This window comes from Modestobacter sp. URMC 112 (assembly GCF_053502575.1).
In genome coordinates this window covers 1,694,539-1,710,177 of sequence record NZ_CP199957.1, presented here as the reverse complement: position 1 = coordinate 1,710,177, position 15,639 = coordinate 1,694,539, and the positions used below count along the sequence as shown (strand labels likewise).

13 protein-coding genes are annotated in these 15,639 nt (G+C 75.8%); all 13 read right to left on the bottom strand.

Annotation, left to right across the window (positions count from 1 at the left end):
* Positions 1-20 precede the first annotated feature (20 nt).
* On the bottom strand, positions 21-797 hold the full coding sequence (gene eutC, locus ACWIX6_RS08040) for an ethanolamine ammonia-lyase subunit EutC (protein WP_448616319.1): 777 nt from the start codon (positions 795-797) through the stop codon (positions 21-23).
* Complete coding sequence (locus ACWIX6_RS08035) at positions 794-2,206, bottom strand: ethanolamine ammonia-lyase subunit EutB (protein WP_448616318.1); 1,413 nt, start codon at positions 2,204-2,206, stop codon at positions 794-796. The genes eutC and ACWIX6_RS08035 overlap by 4 nt, the downstream gene beginning before the upstream one ends.
* The gene (gene eat, locus ACWIX6_RS08030; protein ID WP_448616317.1) at positions 2,203-3,666 is read right to left on the bottom strand and encodes an ethanolamine permease; all 1,464 of its coding nucleotides are present in this window, start codon (positions 3,664-3,666) and stop codon (positions 2,203-2,205) included. Before eat ends, ACWIX6_RS08035 begins: the two co-directional genes overlap by 4 nt.
* A 126-nt stretch (positions 3,667-3,792) precedes the next feature.
* On the bottom strand, positions 3,793-5,157 hold the full coding sequence (locus ACWIX6_RS08025; RefSeq protein WP_448616316.1) for an MFS transporter: 1,365 nt from the start codon (positions 5,155-5,157) through the stop codon (positions 3,793-3,795).
* A 205-nt stretch (positions 5,158-5,362) separates the two neighbouring features.
* Positions 5,363-5,782: a hypothetical protein gene (locus tag ACWIX6_RS08020; protein ID WP_448616315.1), complete on the bottom strand. Its 420-nt coding sequence runs from the start codon at positions 5,780-5,782 to the stop codon at positions 5,363-5,365.
* 4 nt (positions 5,783-5,786) lie between these two features.
* Positions 5,787-5,948, bottom strand: a complete 162-nt coding sequence (locus ACWIX6_RS08015; RefSeq protein WP_448616314.1) for a hypothetical protein — start codon at positions 5,946-5,948, stop codon at positions 5,787-5,789.
* Between the two features lie 77 nt (positions 5,949-6,025).
* Positions 6,026-6,979 (bottom strand): siderophore-interacting protein, encoded by a 954-nt coding sequence (locus ACWIX6_RS08010; protein WP_448616313.1) that lies wholly within the window; start codon positions 6,977-6,979, stop codon positions 6,026-6,028.
* A 59-nt stretch (positions 6,980-7,038) separates the two neighbouring features.
* Positions 7,039-7,203, bottom strand: coding sequence for a DUF559 domain-containing protein (locus ACWIX6_RS08005; protein ID WP_448616983.1), 165 nt, complete (start codon positions 7,201-7,203; stop codon positions 7,039-7,041).
* A gap of 252 nt (positions 7,204-7,455) precedes the next feature.
* Positions 7,456-10,896, bottom strand: coding sequence for a TM0106 family RecB-like putative nuclease (locus ACWIX6_RS08000; RefSeq protein ID WP_448616312.1), 3,441 nt, complete (start codon positions 10,894-10,896; stop codon positions 7,456-7,458).
* Positions 10,897-10,990: 94 nt separating this feature from the next.
* Positions 10,991-11,824 (bottom strand): poly(3-hydroxyalkanoate) depolymerase, encoded by an 834-nt coding sequence (phaZ, locus tag ACWIX6_RS07995; RefSeq protein WP_448616311.1) that lies wholly within the window; start codon positions 11,822-11,824, stop codon positions 10,991-10,993.
* The gene (locus ACWIX6_RS07990; RefSeq protein ID WP_448616310.1) at positions 11,821-13,710 is read right to left on the bottom strand and encodes an alpha/beta fold hydrolase; all 1,890 of its coding nucleotides are present in this window, start codon (positions 13,708-13,710) and stop codon (positions 11,821-11,823) included. The genes phaZ and ACWIX6_RS07990 overlap by 4 nt, the downstream gene beginning before the upstream one ends.
* 205 nt (positions 13,711-13,915) lie before the next feature.
* Entirely contained in the window at positions 13,916-15,133 is a 1,218-nt protein-coding gene (locus ACWIX6_RS07985) for an acetyl-CoA C-acetyltransferase (RefSeq protein WP_448616309.1), read from the bottom strand.
* Positions 15,134-15,183: 50 nt separating this feature from the next.
* Complete coding sequence (locus ACWIX6_RS07980; RefSeq protein WP_448616308.1) at positions 15,184-15,564, bottom strand: LppU/SCO3897 family protein; 381 nt, start codon at positions 15,562-15,564, stop codon at positions 15,184-15,186.
* Between the last annotated feature and the right edge of the window lie 75 nt (positions 15,565-15,639).

Genomic DNA, 15,639 nt, shown 5'->3' with positions numbered 1-15,639 from the left:
GGGGGAGAGCGGGTCCTTCTTCAGCCGGCTCCAGGAGGGAGCGCGCCGCCCTCGTCCTTGAGCACCACCCCGGAGGCGCCCAGCTGGCGGGACGCCTGGAGCAGCGCGACCAGGGTGTCCGCGGCCTGCGCGTAGCCCAGCCCGTGCGGCGGCCGCACGTTCGAGATGCAGTTGCGCTCGGAGTCCGCCCGGCCCGGGCGCGGGCCGTGGGTCAGGTACAGGCCCAGGCTGTCCGCGGAGCTGAGGCCGGGCCGCTCCCCGATCAGGACGACGACGACCTCCGCCCCCAGCGCCTGCCCGACCGGGTCGCCGAGCGCGACCCGGGCCTGGGAGGCCAGCACCAGCGGCGCCACCGACCAGCCCGGCAGCCGTTCGAGCACCGCGGCGACCGTGCCGGCGGCGTGCTCGTGCACCGCGCGGGGGGACAGCCCGTCGGCGAGCACCAGGGCCAGGTGGTGCTCCCCGTGCGGGAGCGACGTCCCCTCGGCCAGCTGCCGGCCGAGGTCCGGGCGCTGCAGGTAGGTGGCCCGGTCCGGGGCGCGGCTGTGCACCTCCAGCACGTCGAGGTCGACTCCGGCACCGGTCAGCGCCGTCCGCACCAGGTCGGCGTCCAGCGCGGTGTGCACCGCGTCCCGAGCGGCGGCGTGCGCGGCCCGGAACTCCAGCCAGCGCGCCGTCGGCAGCCCGTCCCCCGCCCGGCCCAGGGCCACCCGGGCGCGGGTCGACCCGCGCAGCACCGCCCAGGGGTCGTCCCCCGCCGCCGCGAGGGTCGAGTCCGCCCCGCCGGGGGCGGTCACGGCCGGGCCGCCGCGAGGAGGGCCCGCGCCGCGGGGGCGTCCGGCGCGAGGTCGCGCACCCGGCCGGCGTCGTCGAGCAGGTCCATCCGCGCCAGCCAGGCCTCGAACTCCGGCGCGGGCCGCAGGTCGAGCACCTGCCGGGCGGTGAGCACGTCCTGGAAGGACAGCGACTGGTAGTGCAGCATCACGTCGTCCGACCCGGGGACGGCGATGACGAACGCGCAGCCGGCGGCGCCGAGCAGCAGGGTGAGGGTGTCGGTGTCGTCGGGGTCGACGTCGGTGTGGTTGGTGTAGCAGACGTCCACCCCCATCGGCAGGCCGAGCAGCTTGCCGCAGAAGTGGTCCTCCAGCCCCGCCCGGATCACCTGCTTGCCGTCGTAGAGGTACTCCGGGCCGATGAACCCGACGACGGTGTTCACCAGCAGCGGCTCGAAGTGCCGGGCCACGCCGTAGGCCCGGCACTCCAGGGTCTGCTGGTCCACCGCCCGGCCGTCGACGCCGTGGTGCGCGTCGGCCGACAGAGCCGAGCCCTGGCCGGTCTCGAAGTAGGTGACGTTGCGCCCGACGGTGCCCCGACCCAGCTCCAGCGCTCCGGCGCGGGCCTCGGCGAGCAGGTCCAGGGTGACGCCGAACCCGCGGTTGCCGGCCTGGGTGCCCGACACCGACTGGAACACCAGGTCCACCGGCGCGCCCGCCTCCAGCGCGCGCAGCGTGGTGGTCACGTGGGCCAGCACGCAGGACTGGGTGGGGATCTCGTAGCGGCTGATCACCGCGTCGACCAGCTCGAGCAGCGCGATGGTGCGTGCCGGGGAGTCGGTGGCCGGGTTGATCCCGATGACGGCGTCGCCGCAGCCGTGCAGCAGCCCGTCCAGGATGCTGGCGGTCACCCCGATCGCGTCGTCGGTGGGGTGGTTGGGCTGCAGCCGGGAGGCCAGCCGGCCGGGCAGGCCCAGGGTGCTGCGCAGCCCGGTGACCACCCGGGTGCGGCGGCCGACGGCGACCAGGTCGGCCGTCCGCATCAGCTTCGACGTGGCCGCCACCATCTCCGGGGTGAGCCCGCGGGCCAGTCCGCTGATGGCCGCCTCGTCGCCCTCGGCGGACCGGGCCAGCAGCCACTCGCGGAACTCCCCCACCGTGAGCGACGCGACCGGGGCGAAGGCGGCGGGGTCGTGGGTGTCCAGGATCAGCCGGGTGACGTCGTCCTCGTCGTAGCCGACCACCTGCTCGTCGAGGAAGGTGGCCAGCGGGACGTCGGCGAGCACCAGCTGGGCGGCCACCCGCTGCGCCTCGGACTCCGCCGCCACCCCGGCCAGCACGTCCCCCGACCGGGCCGGGGTGGCCTTGGCCAGCAGGTCCGACAGCGCCGGGAACTCGTGGGTGTGCCCGCCCAGCGTCGTCCGCCGGATCACCGCAGCTCCTCGTCCGCGGCGGCCAGCGCCTCGAACTCCTCCTCCGGCGCGGACGCCACCAGGTGGTGCCGGCTGTAGAGGGCGAAGTAGCCGAGGAACAGCGCGTAGGCGGCCAGCGTCCACAGCGCCGCGGTGACGTCGACCAGGAAGGTGGCCAGCACGGCCGCGGCGGCGAGCACCAGCGCGACGCCGGTGGTGGCCACCCCGCCCGGCGTCCGGTAGGGCCGGGGCAGGTCCGGCTCGCGGCGGCGCAGCACGATGTGGCTGACCATCATCAGCACGTAGGAGACCGTCGCCCCGAAGACGGCCATGTTGAGCAGCATCGCGCCCTGGCCGGTCAGCGACAGCACGAACCCGATGGCGCCGGGCACCAGCAGCGCCAGCACCGGGGCCTTGCGGGCGTTGGTGACCGACAGCGCGCGGGGCAGGTAGCCCGCCCGGGACAGCGCGAAGGTCTGCCGCGAGTAGGCGTAGATGATCGAGAAGAAGCTGGCGACTAGCCCGAACAGCCCGGCGTAGTTGACCACCGTGGTGAGGCCCTCGGAGGCACCGGCGGCGGCGAGCGCGTCGACCGGCGGGTTCCCCGACCCGGCCATCGCCGCCGAGCCGCCCGCGCCCGGGGTGAACACCAGCATCAGGACGGCGAGCACGACCAGCACGCCCATCGCGGCCACGATCCCCCGCGGCATGGCGCGGGCGGGGTCGCGGGCCTCCTCGGCGGCCAGCGGCACGCTCTCCACGGCCAGGAAGAACCAGATGGCGAACGGGAACGCCGCCCAGATGCCGAGCAGCCCGAAGGGCAGGAAGTCCGAGGCGCCCGCGGCGTCGGTGGGCGGGATGTCCAGCAGGTTCGCCGCGTCGAAGAGCGGGACCGCCGCGACCAGGAAGACGACCAGCCCGGCCAGCGCGACGACGGTGACGGCGAACATCGCCTTGAGCGCCTCGCCGACGCCGAGCAGGTGGATGCCGATGAACAGGGCGTAGACCGCCAGGTACACCCACCACCCGTCGGTGATCCCGAACAGCCCGAGGGACTCCACGTAGGCACCGATGAAGGTGGCGATCGCGGCGGGGGCGATGGCGTACTCGATGAGCACGGCGACGCCGGTGGCGTAGCCGCCCCAGGGCCCCAGTGCCCGCCGGGCGAAGGTGTAGCCGCCCCCGGCGGTCGGCAGCGCCGACCCGAGCTCGGCCAGCCCGAACACCATCGCCGTGTACATGACGGCCATCAGGACGACGGCGATCAGCAGCCCGCCGAACCCGCCCTGCTCGAGGCCGAAGTTCCAGCCGGCGTAGTCCCCGGAGATGACCGCGGACACCCCGAGGCCGGCCAGCAGCAGCCAGCCCGCCGTCCCGGTGCGCAGCTGCCGCTTCTGCAGGTAGCCGGCGTCCACCGCCTCGGTCTCCACCCCCGCCCGGTGTGCGTGCGGGGACCTGGCGGACACGGGCTCGGCGGTCATCTGCGGTCCTCTGGCTCGGGGCCTCCGGGATGGAGCGGGGCCAGCGTGTTCCCCTCTCCACCGCAGGTCAACAGTGAGGGGCAGATCGGGACACGGCGTTCACGTGCCGGCCGCGGCCCCTGGGGGTCAGACCTCCAGCATCCGCAGGTCGCGCAGGTAGCTGCCGGTGCTCCGGCGCACCCGGACGGCGGCCGGCGCGAGCACGACCGCGACCGGACGCCGGCCGAACAGCACCGGCTGCGCCCAGCCGGGCACCGCCGGGCGGCGCACCGAGGGCCCCTCGATCCCCAGGACCAGCACCGCCGCGACGACGGCCATCAGCGCCACGGTCCCCAGCGCCGTGGGCAACCCGGCGTGCTCGGCGAGGAAGCCGATCACCGGCGGTCCGCCGAGCAGCCCGGTGTAGCCGACCGTCGTCGACAGGGCGACGCCGGACGGGCCGCCGAGCGCGCCGGCCCGGGCGATCGCCAGCGGGAAGACGTTGGCCAGGCCGAGGCCGACCACCGCGTAGCCGGCCAGGGCCACCGGCAGCGACGTCGTGGTCACCGCGGTGAGCGCGCCGGTGGCGGCGATCAGCGAGCCGCCCACCAGTAGCCGGCGCTCCCCCAGGACGGCGACCAGCCGGCCGCCGGCCAGCCGCCCGGCGGCCATGGCCGAGGAGAACCCGGCGTACCCGGCGGCGGCCAGCGCCGGCGCGGCGGCCAGGTGCTCGCGCAGGTGCAGCGCGCCCCAGTCGGACAGCGCGCCCTCGCCGTACGCGGTGGCGCCGGCGACGACGCCGAGCAGCACGAGCACCGCGGTGGGCCGCGGGCCGGTGTCCGCGCCCTCGGGCTCGGCGACCCGCGCGGCCGCCCGGCCGCCGACGTCGGCGCCGACCAGCACAGGGCCGGCCCAGGCCATCACCGCCAGGCCCAGCACGGCCACGGCGACCAGGTGGGCACCGACGCCGGTGACGCCCGAGGCCAGCCCGCCGACCAGGGCACCGAGCAGCCCGCCGGCGCTGAACGCGGCATGCAGGCCGGAGAGCAGCGGCCGCCCGGCCCGGGCCTCGACCTGCACCCCGACGCTGTTGGCCGCGACGTTGACCGCGCCGGTGGCCGCGCCGAAGACGAGCAGGCCGGCGCAGAGCGTGGGCACGTCGGTGGCGAAGCCGGGCAGCACGGCACAGACGCTGGCGCCGATGCCGGCCAGGGTGGCGGTCAGGCCGGTGCCCAGGCGGGTGCACAGCGCGCCGGTCACCTGCATGCAGGCCAGCGCGCCCAGGGACAGGCACAGCAGGGCGACGCCGAGGGCGGTGTGCCCGGCGCCGGTGGCGGCGCTGACGTCGGGCACGCGGGCCGCCCAGCTGCCGAAGACGAAGCCGTCGAGGGCGAAGAGCGCGGCGACGGCGGTCCGCAGCCGGCCCAGTGTGGGGACGGGAGCGCCCGCGACGACCGAACGGAGCAGGCCGGCGACGGGCGCGCGGGAACGGGAGGAGACAGCACGGAGCATGAGCGGACCTTCAGGACGAGGAGCGGCGCCGCCGACGGTGGCGGGCGGGGGTCGGATGAGCACACGACCTCGGGCGCTGACTCCACCGTCCCAGCCGGACGTGGTCAGGGGGTGTCCGACACGTGTCCGGGAGCCGTGAGTGTGACCACGATCGGTGTCGGTCCGGTTGCCGACGTGATCCACCACACCGGCGGAGCGGTTCGGCTCAGCCCGGTGCGTCCGCGCCGCCGCCGTCCCGATCGGCCACGCCGAGCAGCCAGCCCGGGCCGGCCACCCCGGCGGACCCGGGCAGCCGGGCGCGCAGGCCCCGGTCGGCGGTCACGACCAGCAGCCCGTCGTCGCCGTCGGCCAGCTCGGCCGCCACGGCGGCGAGCGCGTCGTCGCCGCTGCCTGCCGCGCGGACCACCCGCAGCCCGGCCGGCACCTCGGCGGCGCGCGCCTGCCCCTCGACCACCGCGACGAGCGCGGTGACCGACACCGGGGGGCCGTCCGGTCCGGGCAGCGTCCGCCCGGGCAGCCGGGCCAGCCGGTCCAGCAGCCGGGTCGTGGCGCCGGCCCGGTCCCGCCACCACCCGTCCGGCCGGGAGCCGACGACGTTGGCCACGTCGACCAGCACCACGGTCATCCGGTCAGCGACGCCCGCGGCCGGAGCCGGCCAGCGCGGATCCGGCGAGCACCACGACGCCGACCAGGGCGAGCCAGAACAGGCCCTGCACGATCCAGCCGAGCAGCCCCACGAGCACCCAGATGCCGAGCAGCACGACGACCATGCCGACCAGGACCCGCAGCACGACGGCCTCCTCCCGGCGCCGGGGCACCCGGCGCTCGGCACCGACCGTAGGGCACCGGACCGCCGCGGGAGCCGGGCTCAGCCGCGCTCGGCCGTACCGAGTCGCCAGTACCCCATGAAGGCCACCGAGGACCGGGGCAGGCCGAGGTCGCGCACCAGCCGCCGGCGCAGCGTCGTCACCATGCCGGCCTCCCCGGCCAGCCAGGCGTAGCAGTCCGGTGCCGGCTCCCCTGCGCGGCCCCCCGGCACCTCCCAGAGCAGGCCGCCGTCCAGGTCGACGTCCTCCGGTTCCTCGCCGGGCGAGCGGCGGGCGATCCCCAGCTCGCACAGCGCGTCATGCACCGCCGGGCCGAGCGCAGCCCCGCGCGGACGGCCGCCGCGGATCAGCCAGCGGACCTCGATCCCGGGCGCCAGGCCCAGCGGGAGCACGTCGCCCGCGGTGGGCACCTCCAGCACGGCCACGGTGGGCCGCCCGCCGGGCAGGCCCTCCAGGACGGCGCCGACGGCCGGCACGGCCGTCTCGTCCCCGGCGAGGAACAGCGGCCCGTGCGACGGCGGCGCCCACTCGCAGCCCCAGGCGCGGCCGCGGCCGGGACGGTCGGGGCCGAGCAGGACGACCGGGTCGCCCGGGACCGCGCCCGCGGCCCAGGTCGCGGCCGGACCGGGGACGCCGTTGCCGAGCCCGTGCAGGACGACGTCGACGTCGAGCTCCCCGACCTCGGGGCGGGCGGCGCGGACGGTGTAGGTGCGCAGGTACGGGCGGCGGTCGTCGGGGAGCGCACGATGGGCCCGGTACCAGTCGGGGCCGTCGGTCAGCAGCTCGTCGACCGGGGCGCCGTCCCGGGACAGCACCAGCTTGATCCGCTGGTCGTCCCCGCCGGCGCCGAACCCGGCGAGGGCCGGCCCGGCCAGCGTCAGCCGCAGGAAGCTGGGGCCCAGCCGCTGGGTGCGGGCGACGGTGACGGAGAAGAACCGGTAGCACGGCGCGGGAACGTCGGTCGGAGGCGCCACTGCGCCGGTTGCCGTGCTCATCGTGCTCTCCCGCCGTCGCCGTCCCGGACCCGTCCAGCGTCCGATGAGGTGAGGCTAGCCTAACCAGCCTCTCCGGCGCGGACGCCCGGTCCGGCCGCCAGCTCGGCGCAGATCGCGTCCGCGACGGCGTCGGGGTCCTCGTGTTCCCAGAAGCGAAGGACCCGCCAGCCGAGGAAGGTCAGCACGGCGTCGGTACGCCGGTCCCGGGCGGCGTTGGCGGCCAGCTTCGCCGCCCCGGCCCCTCTGCAGGGTCCCGCCGCGAGCCTGCGAGCGGTGGGGGGCAGAGGGGTCCTTCCTCCCGCGCCCGGGTCTCACGGCACGGGCGCACATAGACCCGGTAGCGCACCCCGCGGGCGTGCAGCCGGCGGCGCACCGCGAGTTCCGGCGCGGTGTCCCGCCGGCCCTGCCGCCGGAACCGGCTGCGCACCGCACCCGAGGACGGTGGTGGAGCGACGCGCAGGTCCACCCCCGGCTGCTCAGCGGGCGGCGGCGAGCGCGCCGGCGGCGGCGGTCTCCACCAACCGGCACAGGCCGTTGACCAACTGCAACTGCTCGGGGGTGTGCACCGGCGAGGTGAGCAGCGCCGGGCTGCCGACCACATAGGCAACGGTCTTCGCCCGGGACAGCGCCACGTTGAGCCGGTGCCGGTCCAGCAGGAAGTCCAGCCGGCGGGGCACGTGCGCGCCGCTGGACGCGGCCAGGCTGAACACCGCGACCGCCGCCTCCCGGCCCTGGAACTTGTCCACCGTGCCGACCTCCACCTCCGCCAGCCCCACGCCGGCCAGCGCCGCGCGGACCTGGTTGACCTGCGCGTTGTACGGGGTCACGACGAGCACGTCGGCCGGCGTCATGACCCGCTCGACGCCGCCGTCGGTCCAGGCCGCGCCCATCAGGTCGCCCACCAGAGCGGCGACGACGGCCGCCTCCTCCCGGGAGGACGAGCCGTTGCCCTCGTGCTCCACCGGGATCCAGCCGATCCCGGACGGCGCGGCCCAGCGCGCCGGAGCCGCCAGCGTGTTCCCGGCGGTGACCGGCGCCGGCCGGAGTTGTCCCCGGTAGGACAGCTCGCTCACCACCCGGCACAGCGCCGGGGCCATCCGCCAGGACCGGTCCAGGAAGACGCCGCGGTCGGCGGGAAGCACCTCGTCCGCGCCCAGTACGTGCTCCAGCGCCGAGACGTCACCGCCCTCGGGGTGGATGCCCCGACCAGGCTGGCGCAGCTGCTGCGGGTCGCCGAGCAGCACCAGGCCGGACGCCGACCGGCTGATCGCCAGCGTGTTGGCCAGGGAGAGCTGCCCGGCCTCGTCGACCACCAGCACGTCCAGCCGCCCGGCCAGCTCGGGGCGGGCGAACAGCCAGGAGGTGCCGGCGACCAGGTCGACGTCGCCGCCGTCGAGGGCGTCCAGGACGTCGGCGTTGGAGCCCACGCACTGCACGTCCACGTCGGCGCAGCGCTGGGTGTCGTCGGCCTTCTGCAGCGCCCGCACCCGCAGGCCCGCCTCCCGCGCCGCCGCCATCACCGCGTCGAGCAGGTTGCCGATCACCTTGTGGCTGGAGGCGGTGAGCCCGACCCGCCGGCCCGCCCGCAGCAGGTCGACCACTGCACGGGCCCCGGTGTGGGTCTTGCCCGCGCCGGGCGGGCCCTGCACGGCCAGCACCCCGCCGGCCAACTCGGACGCCAGCCGGCGCACGGCGTCCGCCGACTCCTCCCCCGGCTGCCGCTGCGGCGCGCCGGCGACCAGCCGGGGCGGCCGCCGCAGCAGCAGGTCGCGGGCCGCGCGCAGCGGGCCGGGCCCGTCGATCCCGGTCACGAGGACCTGCTCGGCGAAGTCGGCGAGGGCCGACCGGAACACCGCGTCACCCGGCGGGGAGGTGGGCAGCAGGCCCGTCGGGTGGTCGTGCGGTGAGGTGGCGCTGCGGGCCAGGACCACCCAGCCGGCGGTCGGGTCGACGTCGACGACGGTGCTGGTGACCCGCATCCCGTCGGCGCCGGGCTCCAGGTGCTCGAACCGGCTGCCCGCGGACACCTTCGTCTCCTGCGGCGGGAACGTGTAGCGCCACTGCTGGGACCGTCGCTGGGCGCCGACCAGCTCGGGGCCCTCCAGCGGCCCCAGCGCGGCGGTCTCCCGCTCCAGGTCCTCGGCGGTGAGGTCACGCAGCCGGAAGTACTCCCACCACGCCGACCGGGCCTCCCGGGCGTGCCAGCCCAGTTGCTGGGCCAGCATCCAGCGCGCCTGCTGCTCCGCGGACCGGTCGGTGTCGGGGAGCCCGTCCAGCAGCCGGCCCTCCAGTTCCTCGCGGAGCACCTGGGCGGCGGCGTTCTCCGCCGACCCGTCCGGATCGCCGTCCTCCGGGCGGGCCAGCGGGACCCCGGCGGCCAGCAGCTCGGTGCGCCGCTCCTCCAGCCAGTCGCGCAGCTGGAGGGTGGAGACGCAGTCGTCGCGGTTGTAGACCTCGATCTCGGCCAGCACCGCCGGGTCCCGGGTCGCCAGCCACTGCTCGAACGCGACGATGCTCTGCCCGGCGTCGGACACCTGGTCGCCGTGCTCCCGGGTGTGCCCGCGGTAGTAGTCCTCCACCTGCTTGATCGAGTAGGACTCCTTGCTCAGCCGCAGCCCCTGCCGCACCACCGCGTACAGGTCGACCAGCACGTCTGCGCGCAGCAGCCGGTCCACCTCGGCCACCCGGGTCTGCAGCCGGGCGGAGAGGGTCTTGAGCCGGGTCGGCTCGTAGGGCGCGTAGTGGTAGACGTGCATCGCCGGGTCGGCGGCGTGGGCGGCGGTCAGCTGGTCGACGACCGCCTCGAAGGCCGCCCGCTCGGCCGCCGACTGGTCGGGAGCCTCGGCGTCGCAGCCCCAGTGGGCGGTGAACCGGCCCTGGGTGTCCAGGACCCCCCACAGGTACTCCAGCCCGGCGTCGCCGGCGAACGGGTCGCCCTCGATGTCGAAGAACAGGTCGCCGGCGCTGGGGGGCGGCAGCAGCTCGAACCCGCGGCCGCGCTCCCGGGGGAGGAACTCGTAGGACGGCCGCCCGGTGGTGCGCTCGGCCACCTGCAGCCGGGCCTGCTGGGCGAGCCGCTCCCGGGAGGTGCGGCCGATCGTGTCGGGCAGCTCGGCCGGGTGCCGGGCGCCGAGCTCGGCGACGGTGGTGATGCCGGCGTCGGCGAGCACGGTGGCGTGGTCGCGGCGCATCGAGGCCACCAGGGACAGCGAGTCCTCCGCCCGCCACCGCGCGGTGCAGGTCTCCCGCCAGGGGCACACCCCGCAGTGCGCGTTGGGATAGGGCGGGGCGAGCTCCCCGTCGGCGAGGCGGTCGGTGAACCGCCGCCGGGCGGTGCGGGCGTACGCCTCCGCGTCGGCGTAGCCGAAGGTCAGCTCCTGCTGGTCGCCGGTGACGACGGTGAGCAGCTCGGGCGGCACCCCCTGCAGGGCGGCGAGCAGGTCGCCGTAGAGCGCCATCTGCAGGATCGCGGGCACCTTGATCCGGCGGGCCAGCTTGGTGTCGGCGACGTCGTAGGCCCACGGGCCGAGGTCGCTGGCCCGGTCGGTGCGCTTGAGCAGGAAGTCCGCGTGCCCGCGCCACCGGCCGTCGAAGAAGGTCGCCTGGTAGACGACGTCCGCGCCGGCGCGCATCGCGGCCAGCGTCTCGGCCTGCGCCCGGTACAGCTGCCCGGCGTCCTTGCCCTGCGGTGGCGCGATCTCCACCACCGACAGGCCGCGGTCGCGCAGCCTGCGCACGTGCCGGGCCTCGTGGTCGATGCCGTGCCGGGCGACGAGCGCGGTCATCGGGTCGACCGCGGTGGGCCGGGCGCGCTGCCCACGGGCGACCTCGACCGACAGCCGGGTCAGGTGCTCGCACTCCAGGAAACCGGTGAGGTCACTGGCACTGACCACCAGTTCGCCGTCCTGCTCGTACACCCGCGCCCCCCTCGACCCTCCCCTGGTGGGGAGCTGCGCCGACCGTACGGGCGGGGTCCGACAGTCCGGCGCCGGCCGGGTCGGCCAGGTCGGGTCAGGTGAGGAAGTCCTCCACCACCGGCACCAGCTCCCGCGCCTCGGTGATCAGCGCGAGGTGGCCGCCGGAGTACAGGTGCAGCCGGGCGTCGGGGATCATCCGGGCCATCAGCCGCGGGTTGGCGGCCGGGATGATCGGGTCGTCGTCGCCGGCGATCACCAGCGTCGGCTGCTTGATCATCCGCAGCAGCGGCAGGCTCGACCAGCCGGCGCCGGCTGCCAGCTGGTAGTAGTAGCCCCGCCGTGGCCCCAGCCGGGTGTGCGCGTGCAGGACCTCGGCGGCGCGCTCGGGGTGCTGGCGCATGGTGCCGCCGTAGATCTCCCCGGCGATGGCGCGGGCGTAGCCGGGGTCGCGGTGCCGCCGCGGGGTGACCATGTGGGCGAGCACCCGCGGGTGCGCGGGCACCATCAGCGTCCCCGTCCCCGTGGCGGCCAGCACCAGGCGCCGGACCCGGTTGCGGTGCTGGATGGCGAACTGCTGCGCCAGACCGCCACCCCAGGAGAAGCCGAGGACGTCGACGGCCCCGCGGTGGCCCAGCGCGGTCAGCAACCCGGCGACGACCGGCGCGAAGGTGACCATCGTGTACGGCATGACCGGGCGCGGTGACCCGCCCACCCCCGGGACGTCGAAGCGGATCACCTCGCGGCGGGGGTCCAGCTCGTCCACGAAGGGCTGCAGCACCTCCAGGCTCGCGCCGATCCCGTTGAGCAGGATCAGCGGCGGCAGGGAGCCGTCTCCGGGCCGCACCGACACCCGCAGGGTCCGGCCGCCCACCGTGACCGACCGGAACTGGGGGTCCCCCGCCCATCCCGGCTTCGCCCGGGCGGTCACTTGTCGAACACGTAGGTGCCCGGAGCCTTACCCAGGGTGGGCTGGCCGCCGCCCAGCTCCGCCGGCGCGTCGACCTCGTCGCCGGCCCGCTCCCCGACCCAGTTGCGGTAGTCGGTCCACCAGGAGCCCTTCTCGGTGTGCGCCGCGGCCAGCCACTCGTCGGGGTCCGGGGTGTTGGGCGTCGCCGTCCGCCAGGTCGACTTCGGGTTGGTCGGCGGGTTCACCAGGGAGGCGATGTGCCCTGCGGTGGACAGCACGAACCGCGTGTCCCCGCCCAGCAGCTGGGTGGTGGCGTAGCAGGACTGCCACGGGCAGATGTGGTCGGCGATCCCGGCCACGACGTAGGCGTCGACGGTGACCGCGGACAGGTCCACCCGCGACCCGAGCATGGTGGCAGCACCCGGCCTGGTCAGCTTGTTGCCCACCACCAGGTCGAGGAAGCCGCGGTGCAGCCCGGCGGACATCCGAGTGGCGTCGGCGTTCCAGTAGAGGATGTCGAACGCCGGCGGGGGCTTGCCCTCGAGGTAGTTGTTGACCCAGTAGTTCCAGATCAGGTCGTTGGGCCGCAGCCAGGCGAAGACCTCCGCCAGCGTCGCGCCGTCCAGGTAGCCCTTCTTCGCCGAGGCGCGGACGGCCTCCTTGGCGGAGTTCTCGTCCAGGAAGGCGCCGGTGGTGCCGGCGCGGGCGTGGTCCAGGACGGTGACCGCGAAGCACGCCGACCCCACCCGGTGCTGCTGCTTGATGGCGGCCAGGTGGCCCAGCACCATGGCGGTGATGATGCCCCCGGAGCAGAAGGACATCAGGTTGCTCTGCTCGGAGCCGGTGATCCGCTCCGCGGCGGCCATGGCGTCCAGCACGGCCTGGCCGTAGGTGTCCAGGTCCCAGTCGGCGTGCCGGGCGTCGGGGTTGCGCCAGGACATCATGAACACCTGCTGCCCGCCGGCGACCATGTACTCGACGATGCTCCGGCCCTCGGCCAGGTCGGCGACGTAGAACTTGTTGATCGTCGGCGGCACCATGACCAGCGGGACGGCGTGCACCGACGGCGTCGTGGGCGAGTACTGGATGAGCTCGAAGACCGGCGTGCGCAGCACCACCGCACCGGGCGTGCGGGCGAGGTCCTTGCCCACCTGGAAGGCGTCGGGTTCCACCATCGCGGGCACCCGGGGCTTCGAGGACAGGTCGCGGACCAGCCGCTTGGTCCCGCTCACCACGTTGCGCCCGCCGGTGTCGATGACCGCCTTCCAGGCGAGCGGGCTCAGCAGCGGGTTGTTGCTGGGTGCCAGCGCCTCGGCGATGTTGGTCACCGAGAAGCGGATCCGCTCGTCGTGCGCCCAGTCCAGCTCGGCGGCGTCGACCAGCTCGGTGGCGGTCTTCGCCGCCACCAGGTGGGCCTGCATGGCGCGCTTGAGCACCGGGTTGCCGGTCCACGCCGGGTCGGTGTAGCGCTTGTCCTTCGGCGCCGGCGCGACCTCGGAGCGGCCCACCCCGATCCGGGCGATCTCGGCGGCCAGGTGGCCACCGCGCTCGAGCACCGTCCGCGGGTGGCGCGCCAGGGCGGCGGCGAGCCGCACGCTGGTGCCGACCGGCGGCAGCAGCCGGCGCAACGGGCCGACGGCGGCGTCGGTGAGGATCATGTCCAGGCCGGTCGCGGTGTCGGCGACCCGCTCGGGCTCGGTCTGGGCGTCGCCGCCGGTGGCCGACTCGGCTGCCGGGACGGCGGTGGCGGCGGAGTTCTGCGGCGAGGAGCCCGCGGCGGTCCCGGTGGAGGGCGCGTCAGGGCCGGTGGACGGCGCAGCGCTCTCCTTCTCGGCCCCCTTCGGGGCGCCGTTGGCCGGCCCGGCCTGGTCGCGGCGGGTGGCCGGCCGCTTCGGGGGGGCGCTCATGCCGGCACCCCCGGCTGCGCGGCGGAACGCTCGGTCGGAACCGGTGCGCTGGTCTGTCGGGTCTCCCGCACGGGGTCTCCTTCTCTCGGCGCAGGTGGGCGGTCGCTGCTCGCGGACCGCCCCGGGACGAACTCTGTGCCCGGCTCAACACAACCACAACCGGACGACGACGCAATCCGGGCGGCGGAGAGCTCCCTCGCGGTGGTCAGGTGACCCGCTCGAAGACAGCGGCCAGACCCTGGCCGCCGCCGATGCACATCGTCTCCAGGCCGTAGCGGACCTCCCGGCGGCGCATCTCGTGGGCCAGGGTGGCCAGGATGCGGGCGCCAGTGGCGCCCACCGGGTGGCCCAGCGAGATCCCCGAGCCGTTGACGTTGACCCGCTCGCGGTCCCCGCTGCCGAGGTCCCAGGCCTTGAGACAGGCCAGCACCTGGCTGGCGAAGGCCTCGTTCAGCTCGATCAGGTCCATGTCGGCGAGGGTCAGCCCGGTCTGCTCGAGGACCTTGGCGGTGGCCGGGACCGGACCGATGCCCATGGTCTCCGGCGGCACACCGGCCACCGCCCAGCCGGCCAGCCGGACGAGGGGCTCCCAGCCGCGGCGCTCGGCCTCGGCGCGGGTCGTCACGACGCAGACGGCGGCGCCGTCGTTCTGCCCGGAGGCGTTCCCTGCGGTGACGGTGGCCTCGGGGTCGACCCGGCCCATCACCGGCCGCAGCGCGGCCAGGTCCTCCATGGTGGTCTCCGGGCGCGGGTGCTCGTCCTCGGTGACCACCCGGGCCGGCGCCTTGCGGGTGGCCGGGACCTCCACGCCGATGATCTCGTCCTTGAACCGGCCCTCGCGGATCGCGGCGCCCGCCGCCTGCTGGGACCGCAGCGCCCAGGCGTCCTGCTCCAGCCGGTCGATGCCGTGTTCGCGGCGGACGTTCTCCGCCGTCTCGAGCATGCCGCCGGGTACCGGGTGGTGGACGCCGCCGGCCGTCTCCCGGGCCCGGGCCAGGCGGTCGTGCAGCATGACGCCGTCACCCTTCGCGCCGGTGCGCAGCCCCAACGCGTAGTGCTCGACGTTGCTCATCGACTCGACACCGCCGGCCACGACGACCTTCCCGGCGCCGGCCCCGACCTGCATGGCCGCGTAGACGACGGCCTGCAGGCCCGAGCCGCAGCGCCGGTCGATCTGCAGGCCGGGCACCTCGACGCCCAGGCCCGCGTCCAGCGCGGCGATCCGGCCGATCGCGGGGTTCTCGCCGCTGGGACTGCAGTTGCCGAGGACGACGTCGTCCACCTCGCCCTCGCCCAGGCCGGTGCGCTCGACCAGTCCGCGCAGCGCGGTGGCGGCGAGCTGGTTGGCCGACAGGCCGGCGAAGACGCCCCCGAAGCGGCCGACCGGCGTGCGGACCGGGGAGCAGATGACGACGTCGTCCATGCCCTCCACTGTGCCAGCCGGGAGCGTCGCGGGCGCGTTCCGGGTCGCGGTCAGACGGGCCCGAGGCACAGCGCCGTGCCGGGCCGGCCCGCCGGGCCCTCCCAGCCGTAGGCGAGCACGCCGTCGACGTCGGCGCACACGGTGGGCGCCTCGGCGGCCAGCACGTCCTCGCGGGTCTCGAGCACCCGGTAGGCGGCCTCGTCGTCGGCGCAGGGGACCGCGGCGTCGCTCTCCGCCGGGAGGCAGTCGCCGGTCTGCAGGGCGGCGGCGTCGGACCCGCCACTGCTCAGGGTGAACAGCACGACGACGCACACCACGATGACGGCGATCCCGAGGGTCACCAGCGGCACCGGGTTGCCCCGCGGCGGTCTCCTGCCGGGACCCGCTCCTCCGCTGCCGGGGGGTCCTCCGCCGCCGTCTGGCGTGCTCACGCGCTGCTCCGTCCCTCGGGCGCGGGGGGCGCGGCCCACCCGGCGGGCGGGGCTGCCGTCCCGACCGGCTCACAC

What these genes read in the sequence shown, in the direction of transcription:
- eat (WP_448616317.1), bottom strand. Translation starts at nt 3,666, where the DNA reads ATGACCGCCGAGCCCGTGTCCGCCAGGTCCCCGCACGCACACCGGGCG.
- ACWIX6_RS08025 (WP_448616316.1), bottom strand. Translation starts at nt 5,157, where the DNA reads ATGCTCCGTGCTGTCTCCTCCCGTTCCCGCGCGCCCGTCGCCGGCCTG.
- ACWIX6_RS08020 (WP_448616315.1), bottom strand. Translation starts at nt 5,782, where the DNA reads ATGACCGTGGTGCTGGTCGACGTGGCCAACGTCGTCGGCTCCCGGCCG.
- ACWIX6_RS08010 (WP_448616313.1), bottom strand. Translation starts at nt 6,979, where the DNA reads ATGAGCACGGCAACCGGCGCAGTGGCGCCTCCGACCGACGTTCCCGCG.
- ACWIX6_RS07990 (WP_448616310.1), bottom strand. Translation starts at nt 13,710, where the DNA reads ATGAGCGCCCCCCCGAAGCGGCCGGCCACCCGCCGCGACCAGGCCGGG.
- ACWIX6_RS07985 (WP_448616309.1), bottom strand. Translation starts at nt 15,133, where the DNA reads ATGGACGACGTCGTCATCTGCTCCCCGGTCCGCACGCCGGTCGGCCGC.